Origin of the sequence: Brevundimonas sp. NPDC092305, assembly GCF_044755415.1 — a bacterium.
Lineage (GTDB): Bacteria > Pseudomonadota > Alphaproteobacteria > Caulobacterales > Caulobacteraceae > Brevundimonas.
Genome location: NZ_JBIVQY010000001.1, coordinates 21,952 through 38,586, shown reverse-complemented (window position 1 = coordinate 38,586; position 16,635 = coordinate 21,952). Strand labels below are relative to the sequence as shown.

Sequence of the window (16,635 nt, the reverse complement as noted above, 5' to 3'; positions counted from 1 at the left end):
TACACAGGAAATAATTCCTTCGCAATCCTAGGTTCTCCAAGCTTACGGTCCGAGCGCGACCGGTTGGCTTGGGTCTTGCGAACACAGTCCATTGTTGGATGAGCGGTAGTGTGTCCGGACACCTTGCCCGCTCTGTCCGGACACAGAACTGTTTCAGCACCGGCACATTCGATGTCCATGCTTCGCGCATGATCCAGCCCTCCTCTCCCCCTCCCCGCAAATCCCTCGCCCGCGAGGCCGTCGAACTCCTCACCACCCTCGCCGTTGGCATGGTGATCGCCGGGAGCATCCACGCCGTGCTGTTCCAGCCCTTCACCATTCCCTCGTCGTCGATGGAGCCGGGGCTGGTGACGGGGGACTATGTGGTGACGTCGAAGTTTCCGTACGGCTGGAGCCGGGCGTCGTTGGCGTTCAATCCGCCGTTGCCGGGCGGGCGGCTGTTCGGGCGGGATCCGGCGCGGGGGGATGTGGTGGTGTTCCGCCTGCCGCGCGATCCGCAGCAGATCTGGGTCAAGCGGGTGATTGGCCTGCCGGGGGATCGGGTGCGGGTCGAGGGCGGGGTGGTGTTCGTCAACGACCGGGCGCTGCCGCAGGTCGCGCTGGGCGAGGTCGCGGATCAAGACATGCCGGAGCGGCGGGTGATGCTGGCGCGCGAGACCCTGCCGAACGGGCGAGTGCATGAGATCTATGACGGCGGGCCTGGTCTGCCGGGGGACGATACGCGGACGCAGGTCGTGCCGGACGGCCACTATCTGATGATGGGCGACAACCGCGACAACTCGCTGGACAGCCGCTGGCCGGCGGCGACGGGGGTCGGGCTCTTGCCGGCGGAGAATGTGGTCGGGCGGGCGGAGCTGATCGTCGCGTCGTGGAAGCCGGGGGCGAGCCTGTTCAAGCCGTGGACCTGGCTGGACTTACAGCCGGGGCGGTTCCTGAAATGGGTGAGGTGACGCCTAGCGCCCGAACTCCGCGAAGGTGACGACGCCGTCGCGGTTCGCGTCCATCCGCTCGAACGCCGCGCGGTCGGCCGGGCGGGACTGGGCGAGCGAGGGGGCGGCGACGGCGCCGACGGCGAGGCCGGCGACCGCGGCGGCGAGCGCCTGCCACAGGCGGCCGCGGCGGGGCCGGGCCTGTCCGATCTCGGCCTCGATGAAGCCGCGCATGACGTCGCTGGCGGTCGCGCCGCGCGCCTGACACCGGGCCATAAAGGCGCGCTTGGCGTCGTAGGGCAGGCGGATCTCGAGGGTTTCGCTCTTCTTGGGCGGTCGGGTCATGGGTGGTCTCGCGGTGACGACCCGATGAAACGCCGGACGCCGAGCGGGCGCCAGTGAATAATCAGACATCCGGGTGTCGATGCGATCCCGTGAACGCGACGCCGGTTGCCTTGGCCCCGGCGCCCGTGGCACCAGCGAGCCTCACCGGAGCGCCGCCTTTTGTCCACCGCGAGATTTCATCTGAAGGCCGCGACCGCGGAGGCGCACGATCGGCTGGATGCCCTGTTCTCGCGTTTCGACCTCTCCCTGGCAGACGACTATGGCCGCTTCCTGCAGGCGCAGGCCGGGCCTTTCCTAGCGGTCGAGACGGCGCTGGACGCAGGCGGCGCCGGGCGCCTTCTGGCGGACTGGCCGGAGCGACGGCGAGCGGATGCGCTGCGTGACGATCTGGTCGCGCTGGGACTGCCGGTTTCGGAGCCGGTCGAGCGGCCCGTATACGACAGCGAGGCCGCCATGCTGGGTGCGATCTATGTGCTGGAGGGGTCGCGACTGGGCGGCGCCATGCTGGTCCGTCGGGTCCCTGACACAGCGCCGAAAAGATTTCTGACGCCCGGGAACCCGCTGCTTTGGCGGGAGTTCGTGTCAGTTCTGGACGAACGGCTCAGCTCGGAGGGGGCGCGTGCCGAGGCTGCCGCAGCCGCCTCTGTCGTGTTCGATCTCTTCACCCGCTCAGCCCGCGAACTGACTGGAGCCGACCGACCGTGAACGACGCTACGCCGGTCGACCTGACCAACTGCGACCGCGAGCCGATCCACATTCTCGGCGCCATCCAGCCCATCGGATTTCTGGTCGCCCTGACCGCCGACTGGCTGGTCGCGCGGGTCTCGGCCAATATCGAGCAGTTCATCGGTCAGGCGCCGAACGACCTGTTCGGTCGCCCGGCCCAGGACGTGTTCTCGCCCAAGGCCATTCACGACCTGCGAAATCGCGCCGCCATCCTGCGGGGGCCGGATGCGGTCGAGCGGTTGTTCGACTGCACCCTGATCGAGGGCAAGGCGCCGTTCGACGTCGCCATCCACTTCTCGGGCGGTCAGGTGGTGATCGAGGCGGAGCCGGCGTCGGGCGAGCATGGCGACGCGACCGGCATGGTCCGGTCGATGATCGCGCGGCTGGATCAGGCGCAGGATTTCGCGACCTTCTATCGCGAGGGCGCCCGTCAGGTGCGGGCCCTGATCGGCTTCGACCGGGTCATGGTCTATCGCTTCGCCGCCGACGGCTCGGGCGAGGTGGTGGCCGAGTCCGTGCGGTCGGGCATCGGACAGTTCATGGGGCTGCACTATCCGGCCTCGGACATTCCGGCCCAGGCGCGGGAGCTGTACCGGCGCAACCTGCTGCGCGTCATCACCGATGTGGACGCCGTGCCCGTGCCGATCATTCCGCAGCGGGATGAGGCGGGCCAACCACTGGATCTGTCGCTGTCGGTGCTGCGTTCGGTCTCGCCGATCCATATCGAGTATCTGAAGAACATGGGCGTCGGCGCCTCGCTGTCGATCTCGATCATCGTCGACGGGCGTCTGTGGGGGCTGTTCGCCTGCCACCACTATTCGGCGCGCTGTCCGACGTTCGAGCGGCGGTCGGTCTCGGAGCTGTTCGCCCAGATGTTCTCCATGCGGCTGGAAAGCCGCGAGCGGCAGGAGACGGTGGAGTATGAACGCCGGGCGCGGGACATCTCCGACCAGTTGCTGGGCGCGGTGGCGTCGGACGAGACCCTGCTGAAGGATCCGGACTGGCTGGGCGACATTCTGACCCATGCGATCCCGGCGGACGGCGTGGGGGTCTGGCTGGGCGGCAAGTACGCCTTTTCCGGCACGACACCGCCCATGGAGGCTTTCCGTCAGATCGTCCGGGCTCTGAACGGGACGGCGGCGGGCAAGGTGTTCGCCACGGACAATATCGGGTCGATCGTCCCCGATGCGACGGAGTTCGCGTCGGAAGCCGCCGGGATGCTGGCGATCCCCATTTCCCGGGCTCCACGGGACTACGTCGTGCTTTTCCGGAAGGAGCTGATCCATTCGGTGCGCTGGGCCGGCGATCCGCACAAGCCGGTGACCTACGGTCCCAATGGTCCGCGCCTGACGCCCCGCGAGAGTTTTCAGGAATGGAAGCAGCTGGTGGAGGGTCACTCGAAGGCCTTCACCAGCTCTGAAATCCGTGTCGCCGAGACCCTGCGAGCCACCCTGATCGAGGTCGTGTTGCGGCTGGCGGACGAGGCGTCGGCGGAACGGCAGCAGGCCGGCGCCCGGCAGGAACTGCTGATCGCCGAACTGAACCACCGGGTCCGCAACATTCTTGGCCTCATCCGCGGACTGATCAGGCAGTCGCAGCCGGGGGACGGCGACATCGCGGACTTCGTGAAGATCGTCGACGGGCGGATCCATGCGCTGGCGCGGGCGCATAACCAGATCACGGACGATCACTGGGGGCCGGCGCCGTTCCAGGCCCTGATCGACGCCGAGACCGCCGCCTTCGTCGACGAGCAGGAACGGGTGGTGACGCAGGGCGAGCCGATTCACCTGAACCCCAACGCCTATTCGACCATGGCGCTGGTGGTGCACGAACTGATCACCAACTCGAACAAATACGGCAGCCTGTCCGCGCCCGGAGGTCAGGTGACGGTGGGATGGCATCGCGCGCCCAGCGGCGATCTGGTCATCGAATGGCGGGAGACGGGCGGGCCGACCGTGACCGCGCCCCAGCGCAAGGGCTTCGGCACCACCATTATCCAGCGCTCGGTCCCCTACGACCTCGGCGGCTCGGCCAAGGTCGACTACGACCCCAAGGGCATGCACGCCATGTTCCGCATCCCCGCGCGCCATCTGTCCGAGCCCAGAAACCCGGCCGGGACAACGACTGTCAAATACCCCCGACCCGCCGTCGGCCACCCCCAGCCGACGCCGGAGGCGGTGCTGGCCGGCCACGACATCCTGCTGGTCGAGGACAGTCTGATCATCGCGCTGGACGCGGAGGATATCGCGACGCGTCTGGGGGCTTCGACCGTCGTCACCGCCGCCACGGTGGACGGCGCGCTGGACCTGATCGAGACCGCGCGGCCGACCGTCGCCATGCTGGACATCAATCTGGGCGACCGCACCTCGTATGCGATTGCTGACCGGCTGGTGGAGCTGGGCGTGCCCTTCCTGTTCGCCACCGGATACGGAGAACAGGCCAACCCGCCAACGGAGCATCGCGGCAGGCTGGTGGTGCAGAAACCCTATACGCTCGAGAACATCGCCCGCGCGATTGACGCCCTGCTGGGATCGCCCGCCTAGATCTTGCCATGCGGCCTATAGATAACTACGAAGCATATACAAAACATATATGCTCGGAGGACAGTCATGGGCATCGTCAACATCGAGGACGAGCTGCACGAGCAGCTGCGTCGGGCCAGTCGGGCGTCGTGCCGGTCGATCAACGGGCAGGCGGCCTTCTGGATCAGGATCGGCATGCTGGGTGAGCTGAACCCCGGCATGACCTTTCAGGACCTGGCGGCGCGCGAGCTTAAGGCGGCGGGCGTCGAGGCGCCGGGACTGGTGGCGGCATGACCAAGATGCCGGCCGAGGTCGAGCTGATGGCGGAGTCGGGGCGACTCCTGGCCTCGGTCTTCGAGCATCTGGACAGGCTGCCGCTGCAGGGCATGAGCACGCTGGAGATCAACGACCGGGTCGAGGCCTTCATCGTCGACGACCTGAAGGCGCGGCCGGCCAGCAAGGGTCAGTACGGCTACGGCTTCGTGCTGAACAGCTCACGCAATGAAGTGGTTTGTCACGGCGTGCCGTCGGCGGACGAGGTCCTGCAGGACGGCGACATCGTCAATCTGGACATCACACTGGAGAAGAACGGCTTCATCGCCGACTCCAGCAAGACGTATCTGATCGGCGCGCCGCCGGCGCCGGCGAAGCGGCTGGTGCGGACGACCTATGAGGCGATGTGGAAGGGCATCCGGGCGGTGCGGCCGGGCGCGACGCTGGGCGATGTCGGCCACGCGATCGAGAGCCATGCGAAGAAGGCCGGCTATTCGGTGGTGCGCGACTATTGCGGCCACGGGATCGGGCGCGAGATGCACGAGGCGCCGCAGGTGCTTCACTATGGCAAGCCGGGGCGTGGGCTGACGCTGAAGGAAGGCATGGTCTTCACCATCGAGCCGATGTTGAATCAGGGCCGCCGCGAGGTGGCCGAGGGCGAGGACGGCTGGACGGTGGTGACCGCCGACGGGAAGCTGTCGGCCCAGTTCGAGCACACGGTGGCGGTGACGAAGGACGGGGTGCGGGTGCTGACCTTGAGAGCCGAGGAAAAGAAGGCGGCCTGAGATCGCAAAAAGGCCCGCCGGCGCGAACCGGCGGGCCTTTCAGTCGGATTGGCGTTGGCTCAATCGCTGTCGGAGTCGTCGTCCTGGCCAACGACCACGAAGGCGATGGCGCCGGCGGTCAGAAGGATGGCGGCGAGCGGGACGCCGGCGAATTCACTGGACTCGCCAGCGGGTGCGCCGATGCGGTCGCTGACGCGGGTGACGGCGCTGTTGTTCTGGGCGGCGGCGGCCTGACCGGCCACGAGCAGCAGACCAGCCGTGACGGCTGCGATGGTCTTCTTCATGGGGTGACTCCTGATCGTCGTCGTGCGGAAGGGTCGCGACGCGGAGGGCGGCGCACCAAGGGAATGCGTCCGGCCGCCCTAAGTTGCCTCAGGGTTGTTATAAAACCCGCGTTCCGGGAGACTGGCCCCTCCCCATCGTCCGCCAGCGGACACAGGAACCTTTGCCGGCAGCCGGTCTTGTTGGGGAAACAGCAGGGAAATAGATGAGCCTGATCCTCGAACGCATTGTCTACGTCAGCGACGCGACACGACCCGACCCCGCCCTGCTAACCCTCGCAGACATTCTGGCCGTGTCGGACAGAAACAACCAGCGCGATGGATTGACGGGCGGTCTTCTGGTGACCACGACACAGTTTCTTCAGGTGCTTGAGGGCGCACGTCAGGACCTCGACCGGACGCTGGCCCGGATTGAGAAAGATCCGCGGCATCAGAACCTGCGCATCCTGAACCGGCATGCGATCGAGACTCGCCTCTTCGGCAACTGGACCATGGTCGCCGCCCGCATCACGCCCACCCAGGCCGGCGTCATGAACGAAATCGTCGATCTGTCTGCGGACAATCCGAACGCGGCGTGCGGTCGGGTCCTCCAGCTTGTGCAGGATCAGTTGCGGGCGGCCTGACGGCGCGAAGGAGATCAGGCCCGGAGGATCTTCTCCATCGGCCGGCCCTTGGCCAGTTCGTCGATCAGCTTGTCGAGGTAGCGAAGCTCCTGCATCAGGCCGGGCTCCATGGCCTCGACCCGGATGCCGCAGATCGTGCCGGTGATCTGCTGGCGCGCGGGGTTCAGCCGCGGCGCCTGATCGAAGAAGTCCTCGAAGGTCGTCTTGTCGGCCAGATGGCGCTCGAGCTCGGGCTGGCTGTAGCCGGTCAGCCAGCGGATGACCTCGTCGACCTCGGCCGGGGTGCGGCCTTTGTGCTTCGCGGCCTTGGCGATGTAGTGGACGTAGACGCTGGCGACGCTGGTCTGGAAGATGCGGTGGCCGGCCATCGGGTCCTCAGCCGTACATGTCGCCGAGGTAGACGCGGCGGACCTCGGGGTCGCGGATCACGTCCTCGGCCTTGCCCTCGAACAGGACCGAGCCGCCCGAGATGATGGAGGCGTGGTCGATGATCTCCAGCGTCTCGCGGACGTTGTGATCGGTGATCAGGACGCCGATGCCCTGGCTGGCCAGATAGCGGATCACCTGCCGGATGTCGGCGATGGCCAGCGGATCGATGCCGGCGAAGGGTTCGTCCAGCAGCATGAAGGACGGACGGCCGGCGAGCGCGCGGGCGATCTCGCAGCGACGACGCTCACCGCCGGACAGGCCGGATGCGGGCGCGTGACGCAGGTGGTCGATGCGGAGCTCTTCCAGCAGGCGTGAGGTCTCCTCTGCGACGGCCTTGCCCTCGTAATGCAGCTCGACCACCGCCTTGACGTTCTGCTCGACCGTCATCCCGCGGAAGATGGAGGCTTCCTGCGCGAGGTATCCCAGACCCATGCGGGCGCGCTGGTACATGGGCTGGGCGGTGATGTCCTCGCCGTCCAGCCAGATGGAGCCGGTGTCCGGCGGGATCAGGCCGGTGATCATGTAAAAGCAGGTGGTCTTGCCGGCGCCGTTCGGGCCCAGCAGGCCCGCGACCTGACCGCGCTGGACGGTCAGCGAGACGTCGCGAACCACCTGCCGCTGGCCGAAGGCGCGGGCCAAATGCTCGGCGCGCAGGCCCGTGGGACGCGCGGCCTCGACCGGCGCCGGGGCGGCGGCGTCATGGACGTTGAGGGCTGAGAGTTCCTTGCGGGCCAAGCGGCGGGCTCAGTTTCCGTTGCTCTGGGGGTAGAAGACGCCGCGGATGCGGCCGCCCTGCCCCGAGCCGCCCTCGATGCGGGCGGATTCGGTGCGGACATTGTAGGTCAGGCGCGAGCCGGTCAGGACATTCTGACCTTGGGTCAGGATTACGTCGCCAGTGACCACGATCTGGTCGTTTGCGGTGGTGTAGACGGCGTTGTCGCCCTTGATGGTCTGGGTGGGGGTGACGAAATAGACGTTGCCTCGCGCCTCGATCCGGCTGTCGCCGCCGCGGGTGTTCAGCCCCGAGATCTGGTCGGCGCGGAAACGGTTCTGGCCCTGGGTCAGTTCAGCCGCGCCGCGTAGGGTGACGGTGTCGCCCGCGTACTCGCCGCTGTTGGCGCCGAAGGAGATCGGAGCGTCAGCGCTGCCGCCGCGCGACTGGGCGTCGCCGCTTCCGGGGAAGGCGATCAGGGTCAGGGCTGCGAGGCCTGCCAGAAACGCTGTCTTGGTCATCCGTTCGATCCCGACGGGTTGATGGTCCCGCGCACCTTGTTGTCTGGCCCCGAGCCGCTGAACACGACCCGTTCGCCCTGTTCATAAATGGCATAGGACGATGCGTTGATGGTTCCAAGAGGGCCGGAGCCCTGAACCCCCTTGTTGCCCGTTACGATCCCCGTCTGGGTGTCGACCACCGCCTCGGGCGTGACGAGGGTGAAGCCGGAGCCGCCGTCCGAGATTTTCACGTTCGGACCGATCGTCACGGTGTTGGCGCTCTGGTTGAAGGTGCCGCCGTCGGCCGTCAGCTCGGTTACCTTGCGACCGCCGAGGTTCAGGCGCAGGGCGGGACCGACGAGGCGGAACAGGCCCGTCTCGGGGTCCCGGATCGCGCCCTTGGCCCCGATGACGAACTGGCGGCCCTGTGCGTCCTGTCCGGCGAAGCGGGCGTTGTCGAGCCGGATTTCGCGGCTGCTGTCGGCCTTGCGCTCGGCATCCGACAGGACGGTGCGCAGCACGACCCAAGTCACCGTGCCGCCCGCCAGCACGAGGATAACCGCTGGCAGCACGCGGCGCAGGAGCTGGACCCGCCGCGACCGCTCGCGGAAGGCCCGGGCCGTCGCGGCGACGCGGACCTGATCCTCTTCGTTGCGGACGTCGACGGGGTCGGTCATCAGGCGTGGGCGAAGATGTCGATCTCGTCCCAGCCGGCAAGGTCCAGCGCGGACCGGGTCGGCAGGAAGTCGAACAGTTTCGCCGCCAGCTCGGTGCGGCCCTCACGCTCCAGCATCTCGTCCAGCCGCGCCTTGACGGCGTGAAGGTAGAGGACGTCGGAGGCGGCGTATTCGAGTTGGGCCGGGGTCAGAACGGCGGCGCCCCAGTCGCTGGACTGCTGGGCCTTGCTGAGCTCAACGCCGACGCATTCGCGGACCACGTCCTTGAGGCCGTGACGGTCGGTGTAGGTACGCGCCAGCTTCGACGCGATCTTGGTGCAGTAGACCGGGCGGGTCTCGACGCCGAGGTGAAGCTGGAACATGCCGATGTCGAAGCGGCCGAAGTGGAACAGCTTCAGCACGTTCGGATCGGCCAGCAGGCGTTTCAGGTTCGGGCAGTCGTAGCCGGGACGGTTCAGGCGGACGACATGGGCGTCGCCATCACCGGACGACAGCTGGACCACGCACAGGGGATCGCGACGGAAGCGAAGGCCCATGGTCTCCGAATCGACCGCCACCACCGGGCCAAGGTCGAGATCGTCGGGCAGGTCGCCCTCGTGCAGGTGAACGGTCATGAGGGTGTCTTAGCTCAAACTTGGCCGCGTCAGTAGCCGGGCCGCCCAAATGAAAACGGCGCCGCTCCGGAGAGCGGCGCCGCCAAATCTGGTGCCCAGAAGAGGACTCGAACCTCCACGACCTTTCGATCACTGGCACCTGAAGCCAGCGCGTCTACCAATTCCGCCATCTGGGCCCGGACGATTTCCTGCTTGCGGCAGGTTCCCGTCTGGAAGGCGCGGACCCTTAAGGGAGCAGGCGGTGCGGGTCAACAGGGATTTGAGCGTTTCCGTTGCGGGCGCGAAGGCGTTCGTCTAATCCCCGCCGCAACACCTCCCTGGAGTCTGTCATGAGCGAGTTCGCCCCCGGCCTGGTCACCGTCTTCGGCGGTTCCGGTTTCGTCGGAGGACAGGTCGTCCGCGCCCTGGCCCGCAAGGGATGGCGCGTGCGCATCGCCTGCCGCCGTCCGGACCGGGCGTGGAAGCTTCAGACCTCGGGCGCCGTCGGCCAGATTCAGGCCGTGCGCTGCGACGCGACGCGGGATGAGGACGTCGCCAACGCCCTGACCGGCGCGGACGCGGCGGTGAACCTGATCGGCATCCTGTACGAGTCGGGCTCGCGCACCTTCAACGCCATGCATGTCGAGGCGTCGCGCCGGATCGCAGAGGCCGTCGCGGCGCGCGGTCTGGACCGTCTGGTTCAGGTCTCGGCCATCGGCGCCAATCCGGAAGGCGACAGCGACTACGCCCGCACCAAGGCCGCCGCCGAGATGGCGGTGCGCGAGGTCAAGCCGGACGCGGTGGTGGTCCGCCCGTCGGTGGTGTTCGGCGCCGGCGACGACTTCCTGAACAAGTTCGCCAAGATGGCCCAGCTGGCCCCCGCCCTGCCCCTGATCGGCGGCGGACAGACGAAGTTCCAGCCGGTCTATGTCGGCGACGTGGCGGAGGCGATCGCCCGCGCAGTGACCCTGCCGGAAGCATCAGGTCGGACCTTCGAACTGGGCGGACCTGCGGTGATGACCTTCGAGGACATCCTGAAGCTGGTTCTGCGCGAGACCCTGCGCACGCGTGGCCTCGTGCCCCTGCCGTGGTTCGCGGCGAAGGCGATCGGCGGTCTGGCGCAGCTGACGGCGCTGGTCGGGATCAAGCCGGTGCTGACACGGGATCAGGTGATTTCGCTGCAGACCGACAATGTGGCCTCGCCGGAGGCCGAAGGTCTGGCCGCGCTTGGCATCGAGCCCACGGGCGTCGAGGCGGTGGCCGAGAGCTATCTGTGGCGCTACCGCCGCGGCGGGCAGTTCGCGGAACAGACGGCCTAGGCCGTCCGCCCGACCGGGAGACAGGTCAGGCCACGTGTCCCGTGGCCACCAGCGCCAGACCGATCACGCCGACCACGATCCGCCACCAGGCAAAGGGGGCGAAGCCGTGGCGGGCGACGAAGTCGACCATGGCCTTGACCACGATCCAGCCCGAGATGAACGAGACGACGAAGCCGATGGCGATGATCTCGCCGAAGCCCCAGTCGATCGATGCGCCCGACTGGATGATGTCCCAGGTCGACGCCGCCACCATGGTGGGGATGGCGAGGAAGAAGCTGAACTCGGCCGCCGCCCGCTTGTCGAGGCCCAGCGTCAGGGCGCCGGCGATGGTCGCGCCCGAGCGGGACACGCCGGGGATGACCGAGATGCACTGGAACAGGCCGATGCCTACCGACCGCTTCCATGACAGGGCCATGGCGTCGTGCTCGCGTGGTTTCGGCGCGAACTTCTCGAGCGCCAGCAGGGCGAAGCCGCCGACGATCAGCGCCACGCAGATGATGGTCACGCTCTCGAACAGCACCGCCTTGATGAAGTCGTAGAGGAACAGGCCGACCAGCACCGAGGGGATGAAGGCGACCAGAATGCTGATGGCGAAGTGGCGCGACTTCGGATCGGTCGGCAGGGTGACCAGCACCTTCCACAACCGGGCGAAATAGAGGGCGACCACGGCGAGGATGGCGCCCAGCTGGATCAGGACGATGAAGGAGCTCCAGCGCGGATCCTCCAGCCCGAGCAACTGCTGGGTCAGCAGCAGGTGACCGGTCGAGGACACGGGAATGAACTCGGTCAGTCCCTCGACAAGGCCCAGGATGATCGCCGCCAGCCAGTCCGCCATGATGCTCCTCACAAGATGTTGGGCCTCCCTTAGAGCGATTTCCAGCAGGATGCGACGCGACTTGTGATCCGCGCCTTGGCTTCGCCACGGCGTGGCGTAAACAGGACGGCGATGACCTCCCCCGCCCTCGACGATGTGCACAAGGCCACCCGCGGCGTGACGCGCCTGTCGGTCGGCGTCGCGGTCGTGCTGATTCTGATGAAGACCTTCGCGCTGGGCGCGTCGGGGTCGGTGTCGATCCTCGCCTCGCTGGCGGATTCGGCGCTGGACCTCGTCGCCTCGCTGGCCACCTTCTTCGCTGTGCGTTGGGCTGCGGCGCCGGCGGACGACGACCATCGCTATGGCCACGGCAAGGGCGAGGGACTGGCCGCGCTGTTTCAGGCCGGGCTTGTGGTCGCCTCCAGCGTCTTCATCGGCTGGGAAGCGATCCAGCGGCTGGTCGATCCACGGCCGGTGACGGCGGGCCTCTGGAGCGTGGCCGTGGTGGTCGCGTCGATCGCCCTGACCGGCTGGCTGATCTGGATGCAGGACCGGGCGATCAAGGCCAGCGGCTCGCTGGCGGTCAAGGCGGATCGGGCGCACTACGCGGCCGATCTGGCGTCGAACTCGGTCGTGCTGATCGGCGTGATCTCCGGCGCCTTCCTCGGCGCGCCGGGACTGGATGCGGCGGCGGGCCTGATCGTGGCGATCTGGCTGTTCTGGGGCGCGACCGGCATGTTGCGCGACGCAGCGGATCATCTGCTGGACAAGGCCGCGTCGGATGAGGACAGGCAGGCCATCGCCCGCGCCGTCCTGTCGGATCCGCGCATCACCGGGGTGCATCAGCTACGCACCCGGATGGCCGGCCCCGTGCTGATGATCCAGATGCACGTGGATCTGGACCCAAAGCTGACCCTGCAGGCCGCCCATGACATCGTCGTGGGGGCCGAGACGCGGATTCTGGAGGCCTTTCCACGGGCCGACATCCTGATCCACCCCGATCCGCGCGGGGCGGTGCATCCGCAGGGCGAAGCCGACGTTCCCGCATAGATAACGCGCGCTTAACGCTCGCGGGCGCAGAGGGAGACGATGACGGCCTGCGCGCTCTACCACTTCGCCTTCGACCCCGGCTCACGCACGGTGCGGCTGGCGCTGGGCGAGGCGCGGATCGAGTTCAGCGAAACCCCGGTCAAGCCGTGGGAGCATGACAACCCGCTGGTGGGGCTGAACCCCTCGGGCATGCCGCCTGTGGTGCGGGTGACCGAACGTGACGGCCCGCTGACCCTGTGCGAGCCCGCGGCCATTCTGGGCTGGATAGAGGATCGGTCGCGCGATCCGGTGCTGATGTCGGTCGACCCGGCGGAGCGCGCCGAGACTCGCCGCCTGATCGGGTGGTTCGACCGCCGGTTCACCGACGAGGTCAACGCCGTGCTGCTGCATGAGCGGATGGAGAAACCGCTGCTGCGTCTCGGCTCGCCTGACGCCGTCGCCCTGCGCGAGGGCCGGGGCGCGCTGAAGATGCATCTGGACATGCTGGAGGCCCTGCTGGCCGAGCGCGACTGGCTGGCCGGACGGCGCATGGGGCAGGCCGACCTGACGGCGGCGGCCCACCTGTCGGTGCTGGACTACTTCGGCGAGATGCCGTGGAAGGCGTTCCCGGCGCTGAAGACCTGGTACATGAAGCTGAAGTCGCGACCCTGCTTCCGCCCGCTGCTGGCGGACCGGTTCCCGGGCGTGGCGCCCGCGGCCTGCTACGCGGATCTGGACTTCTGAGCTAAAGGGCCGCCATGGCGGCCGATCCCCGCATCTTCATTCGCGAGCGCGCCGGAGCCCTGGGCTTCGACGCCTGCCGCTTCGCGTCCGCGGCCGAGCCGTGGAGCGCGGGCGAGCGGCTGGCCCATTTCGTTGAGGCCGGACGGCATGGCGACATGGGCTGGATGGAGACCACGCTGGAGCGTCGGGCCCACCCCACCGCCATGTGGGACGGCGCGAAGACCGCGATCGTGCTGGGGCTGAACTACGGGCCGGAGCACGATCCCCTGCCGGAGATGAACGACCGGTCGGCCGGCTACATCAGCGTCTATGCCCGGGGCGACGACTATCACGAGGTGATCAAGGGGCGACTGAAGACGCTGGCGGGCCAGATCGCGGCGCGGACGGGCGAGGAGGTGAAGGTCTTCGTCGACACCGCTCCCCTGATGGAGAAGCCGCTGGCGCAGCGGGCCGGGCTGGGCTGGCAGGGCAAACACACCAACCTGCTGTCGCGGACGCATGGCAACTGGCTGTTCCTCGGCGTGATCCTGACGGCGGCGGACCTGGAGCCGGATGCACCGGAGGGGGAGCACTGCGGGACCTGCACGGCCTGTCTGGACGCCTGCCCGACGCAAGCCTTCCCGGCGCCGTTCCAGCTGGATGCGCGGCGGTGCCTGTCCTACCTGACCATCGAATTCGGCGGCGCGTGGCCGGAGGAGTTCCGCGTGGCGACAGGCAGCCGGATCTATGGCTGCGACGACTGTCTGGCGGTCTGTCCGTGGAACAAGTTCGCCGCGGAGGCGCGCGAGGCGCGGGTGCAGGCGCGGGACAATCTGGTCTCGCCGCGACTGGCCGATCTGGCCGCGCTGGACGATGCGGCGTTCCGGGCGCTGTTCTCGAAGAGCCCGATCAAGCGGATCGGCCGCAACCGGTTCGTGCGCAATGTGCTGTACGCGATAGGCAACAGCGGCGATCCGGCGCTGAGGGCCTCGGCGCTGGCGTTGATGGACGATCCCGATCCGGTGGTGGCCGACGCAGCCGGTTGGGCCGTGGCGCGGCTGGGCTAGAGCCGGCGGAAGATCGGGGCGGCGAAGCTGTCGGCGCGATAGCGGGCGTCGGCCTCGGCCAGGGTCTCGATGACGACCGCGCCCTTGTCGCCGGTCGCATGGATGAGGCGGTCGGCGTCGAGCATGAGGGCGGAGTGGCCGCTCCAGCCGGGGCCGCCCTCGCCGTGCAGCCAGATGACCAGATCGCCGCGGTGGGCCTCGGCGCGATCTACGGCGCGGCCCAATTCGGCTTGCTGATCGGCGTACCGCGGGCCCGGCAAGCCGCAGGCGTAAAGGGCCTGCTGCACCAGTCCGGCGCAGTCGGTGGAGATGGAGGAGCGGGCGCCGAGGCTGTGGGGCGTGCCCAGCAGACTCTCGGCCACGGCGACCGGATCGGCGGCGAACTCTCCGACCGGGGCGAAGCTGGCGTCCTCGCCACTGACGAAGGCGTTCAGCGGCAGGGCGGCATCGGTGCGGACCACGCAGTGGGTCGGCAGGGGCGCGCCCTCGGCCAGATCGGCGGCGGCCATCCAGCCCACCACGCCGTCGCGACGGGCCTGACCCCAGACCTGATCGCCCCGGCGCTCCAGTACGTCGAAAGCCTCGCCGGCCAGCAGCTGGTCGATGCGGGGAGAAGCAGCGTCGGCATCCGCCCGGATGTCGGCCACGGCGACCGCCCCGTGCATAGGCCGGGTGGCGCGCCAGGCCGAGGCGCGGACAATACCTTCCAGCGCCTGCGCGGCCAGATCGGGCCGGGCCAGGGTGGTGCGCGGGTCAGGCGTGGCGGCGGATGCGGTCAAACTGAACTCGTCCGGTTGGTCCGCCTTCATACCGCCTAAGCCCGAAAGGGCCGTTAACGAATTGGGGCGGCTTCGTGTCCGGACGACCTATTCGAAGCGGCGCGACAGCATCTCGAAACAGGCCCGGATCGCCTGCGCCTCGCCGCCTTCGGGCCACCCGGGACGGGCTCGGGGGTTCCAGGCGAAGATGTCCATGTGCGCCCATGCGCCCGTCGTGGGCGCGAACTTCTGCAGGAACAGTGCGGCGGTGACCGACCCGGCCTGCGCCCAGGCGGCGCTGTCGTTCCGGACGTCGGCGATCTCCGTATCCAGCGCGGCGCGGTAGCCGGGGTGCAGCGGCATCCGCCACAGGGGGTCGGCGACGGCCTTCGACGCGGCGAGCAACTCTGCGGCCAGTTGCTCGTCGTCCGTATAGAGCGGCGGCAGTTCCGGTCCCAGCGCGATGCGGGCGGCGCCGGTCAGGGTGGCGAAGTCCAGCGTCAGGTCGGGCTGGTGCTCTCCTGCCCGCGTCAGGACGTCAGCGAGGATCAGGCGGCCTTCGGCATCCGTATTGCCGATCTCGATGGTCAGGCCCTTGCGGCTGTTCAGGATGTCGCCCGGCCGGAAGGCGTCGGCCGACACCGCGTTCTCGACAGCGGCGACCAGCACCACCAGACGCACGGCCAGACCGGCCTGCATGACCATGCGACCCAGCGCCAGCGCATGGGCGGCGCCGCCCATGTCCTTCTTCATGTTGCGCATGCCGGCGGCGGGCTTGAGGTCCAGTCCGCCGGTATCGAAGACCACGCCCTTGCCGACGAGGGCGACCAGCGGCAGGTCGGTCCGGTTCAGGTTCCAGCCGATCTCGATGACCCGCGGCGCGCGGTGCGCCGTCGCGGCCCGGCCGACGGCGTGGACGGCGGGATAGTTGTCTTCCAGCAGGGCGTCGCCGGTCGTGACCGAGAGGGTCGCGCCGTGCGCCTCGGCGATCTCGCGGGCGATGGTCTCGATCTGCAGCGGGCCCATATCGGCGGCCGGCGTATCGACCATCTCGCGGGCGAGGGCGCAGGCGGCGGCGATGCGCGAGACGCGGTCGATGTCGACAGCCTCGTCCACGACCAGCCGGACTGGCGCGCGTTCCGGGCGGCGCTTGTAGCGGTCGAACACATAGGCCCCGAGCAGGAAGGCCAGCGCGGCCGGCTCGGCATGCTCGGGCGCGGTTTCCAGCCGGTAGGTTCCGCCGGGCAGGCGCACAGACAGGCCGCGCACAGACATCGGGTCGAAGGTCGGGCCGACGCTGACGATGACCTGCCCTACCCCGCCGTCGTCGCCGGGAACCGCCAGAACCTGTCCCGGCTTGCGGTCGAACCCGTTGGCGGCGGACCAGCGAGAGGCGGCGGCGTCCAGTGCGCCATCGGGGCCGACGAAGCGGACGGGCACGGCGTTTTGCGCGCCTTCAGCCGAGGCGGGGAGCAGGAGCGGATTGGGGATCGAGGACATCGCCGCCTTTCCGACCCACGCGGGGCCGAT

The 16,635-nt window shown here is 68.5% G+C and carries 20 protein-coding genes and 1 tRNA gene; 10 read left to right on the top strand and 11 right to left on the bottom strand.

Annotated elements, in window-relative coordinates; translation table 11 throughout:
* The first annotated feature begins 188 nt into the window (after positions 1–188).
* A complete protein-coding gene (gene lepB, locus ACIQC9_RS00215; RefSeq protein ID WP_400611476.1) occupies positions 189–950 on the top strand; it encodes a signal peptidase I in 762 nt (253 codons plus the stop codon).
* A gap of 3 nt (positions 951–953) precedes the next feature.
* On the opposite strand, the gene ACIQC9_RS00210 is transcribed toward lepB, so the two are convergent.
* On the bottom strand, positions 954–1,274 hold the full coding sequence (locus ACIQC9_RS00210; protein ID WP_400611474.1) for an EF-hand domain-containing protein: 321 nt from the start codon (positions 1,272–1,274) through the stop codon (positions 954–956).
* Positions 1,275–1,433: 159 nt separating this feature from the next.
* Here ACIQC9_RS00210 and ACIQC9_RS00205 point away from each other — a divergent pair, with 159 nt between their 5' ends.
* The 4 genes from ACIQC9_RS00205 (at position 1,434) to map (ending at position 5,580) form a co-directional block, all read left to right on the top strand.
* Complete coding sequence (locus ACIQC9_RS00205) at positions 1,434–1,979, top strand: biliverdin-producing heme oxygenase (protein WP_400611472.1); 546 nt, start codon at positions 1,434–1,436, stop codon at positions 1,977–1,979.
* Positions 1,976–4,543: an HWE histidine kinase domain-containing protein gene (locus ACIQC9_RS00200; RefSeq protein ID WP_400611470.1), complete on the top strand. Its 2,568-nt coding sequence runs from the start codon at positions 1,976–1,978 to the stop codon at positions 4,541–4,543. Before ACIQC9_RS00205 ends, ACIQC9_RS00200 begins: the two co-directional genes overlap by 4 nt.
* Positions 4,544–4,609: 66 nt before the next feature.
* Entirely contained in the window at positions 4,610–4,816 is a 207-nt protein-coding gene (locus ACIQC9_RS00195; RefSeq protein ID WP_400611468.1) for a ParD-like family protein, read from the top strand.
* A complete protein-coding gene (gene map, locus ACIQC9_RS00190) occupies positions 4,813–5,580 on the top strand; it encodes a type I methionyl aminopeptidase (RefSeq protein ID WP_400611466.1) in 768 nt (255 codons plus the stop codon). Before ACIQC9_RS00195 ends, map begins: the two co-directional genes overlap by 4 nt.
* Before the next feature lie 59 nt (positions 5,581–5,639).
* Here map and ACIQC9_RS00185 read toward each other — a convergent pair whose 3' ends face one another.
* Complete coding sequence (locus ACIQC9_RS00185) at positions 5,640–5,864, bottom strand: hypothetical protein (protein WP_400611464.1); 225 nt, start codon at positions 5,862–5,864, stop codon at positions 5,640–5,642.
* A gap of 203 nt (positions 5,865–6,067) precedes the next feature.
* Between ACIQC9_RS00185 and ACIQC9_RS00180 the strand changes: the two genes are divergently transcribed.
* Positions 6,068–6,484 (top strand): BLUF domain-containing protein, encoded by a 417-nt coding sequence (locus tag ACIQC9_RS00180; protein WP_400611462.1) that lies wholly within the window; start codon positions 6,068–6,070, stop codon positions 6,482–6,484.
* A 14-nt stretch (positions 6,485–6,498) separates the two neighbouring features.
* On the opposite strand, the gene ACIQC9_RS00175 is transcribed toward ACIQC9_RS00180, so the two are convergent.
* The 6 genes from ACIQC9_RS00175 to ACIQC9_RS00150 form a co-directional block, all read right to left on the bottom strand.
* Positions 6,499–6,852: a DUF2200 domain-containing protein gene (locus tag ACIQC9_RS00175; protein WP_400611460.1), complete on the bottom strand. Its 354-nt coding sequence runs from the start codon at positions 6,850–6,852 to the stop codon at positions 6,499–6,501.
* 7 nt (positions 6,853–6,859) lie between these two features.
* On the bottom strand, positions 6,860–7,648 hold the full coding sequence (gene lptB / locus ACIQC9_RS00170) for an LPS export ABC transporter ATP-binding protein (RefSeq protein WP_400611458.1): 789 nt from the start codon (positions 7,646–7,648) through the stop codon (positions 6,860–6,862).
* A 9-nt stretch (positions 7,649–7,657) separates the two neighbouring features.
* A complete protein-coding gene (locus ACIQC9_RS00165; protein ID WP_400611456.1) occupies positions 7,658–8,146 on the bottom strand; it encodes an LptA/OstA family protein in 489 nt (162 codons plus the stop codon).
* The gene (gene lptC / locus ACIQC9_RS00160; protein ID WP_400611455.1) at positions 8,143–8,802 is read right to left on the bottom strand and encodes an LPS export ABC transporter periplasmic protein LptC; all 660 of its coding nucleotides are present in this window, start codon (positions 8,800–8,802) and stop codon (positions 8,143–8,145) included. Before lptC ends, ACIQC9_RS00165 begins: the two co-directional genes overlap by 4 nt.
* Complete coding sequence (locus ACIQC9_RS00155; protein ID WP_400611453.1) at positions 8,802–9,416, bottom strand: ribonuclease D; 615 nt, start codon at positions 9,414–9,416, stop codon at positions 8,802–8,804. The genes lptC and ACIQC9_RS00155 overlap by 1 nt, the downstream gene beginning before the upstream one ends.
* A gap of 89 nt (positions 9,417–9,505) precedes the next feature.
* Positions 9,506–9,592: transfer RNA gene (locus ACIQC9_RS00150), tRNA-Leu, on the bottom strand.
* A gap of 153 nt (positions 9,593–9,745) precedes the next feature.
* Between ACIQC9_RS00150 and ACIQC9_RS00145 the strand changes: the two genes are divergently transcribed.
* Positions 9,746–10,714, top strand: coding sequence for a complex I NDUFA9 subunit family protein (locus ACIQC9_RS00145; protein WP_400611451.1), 969 nt, complete (start codon positions 9,746–9,748; stop codon positions 10,712–10,714).
* Positions 10,715–10,739: 25 nt separating this feature from the next.
* Here the strand turns inward: ACIQC9_RS00145 and ACIQC9_RS00140 are convergent, their stop codons facing one another.
* Positions 10,740–11,549 (bottom strand): undecaprenyl-diphosphate phosphatase, encoded by an 810-nt coding sequence (locus ACIQC9_RS00140; RefSeq protein WP_400611449.1) that lies wholly within the window; start codon positions 11,547–11,549, stop codon positions 10,740–10,742.
* Between the two features lie 111 nt (positions 11,550–11,660).
* Here ACIQC9_RS00140 and ACIQC9_RS00135 point away from each other — a divergent pair, with 111 nt between their 5' ends.
* From ACIQC9_RS00135 to queG, 3 genes are read left to right on the top strand one after another with little or no spacing between them, the layout of a single operon-like run.
* Complete coding sequence (locus ACIQC9_RS00135; protein ID WP_400611447.1) at positions 11,661–12,578, top strand: cation diffusion facilitator family transporter; 918 nt, start codon at positions 11,661–11,663, stop codon at positions 12,576–12,578.
* 39 nt (positions 12,579–12,617) lie between these two features.
* Complete coding sequence (locus ACIQC9_RS00130; protein WP_400611445.1) at positions 12,618–13,301, top strand: glutathione S-transferase family protein; 684 nt, start codon at positions 12,618–12,620, stop codon at positions 13,299–13,301.
* 14 nt (positions 13,302–13,315) lie between these two features.
* Entirely contained in the window at positions 13,316–14,347 is a 1,032-nt protein-coding gene (queG, locus tag ACIQC9_RS00125; protein WP_400611443.1) for a tRNA epoxyqueuosine(34) reductase QueG, read from the top strand.
* Here queG and ACIQC9_RS00120 read toward each other — a convergent pair.
* Positions 14,344–15,126 carry an NlpC/P60 family protein gene (locus ACIQC9_RS00120; RefSeq protein WP_400611441.1) on the bottom strand — a complete coding sequence of 261 codons (783 nt, stop codon included), beginning with the start codon at positions 15,124–15,126 and terminating at the stop codon, positions 14,344–14,346. The genes queG and ACIQC9_RS00120 overlap by 4 nt on opposite strands.
* Positions 15,127–15,213: 87 nt before the next feature.
* The gene (locus tag ACIQC9_RS00115) at positions 15,214–16,605 is read right to left on the bottom strand and encodes a leucyl aminopeptidase family protein (protein WP_400611439.1); all 1,392 of its coding nucleotides are present in this window, start codon (positions 16,603–16,605) and stop codon (positions 15,214–15,216) included.
* Positions 16,606–16,635: the final 30 nt, after the last annotated feature.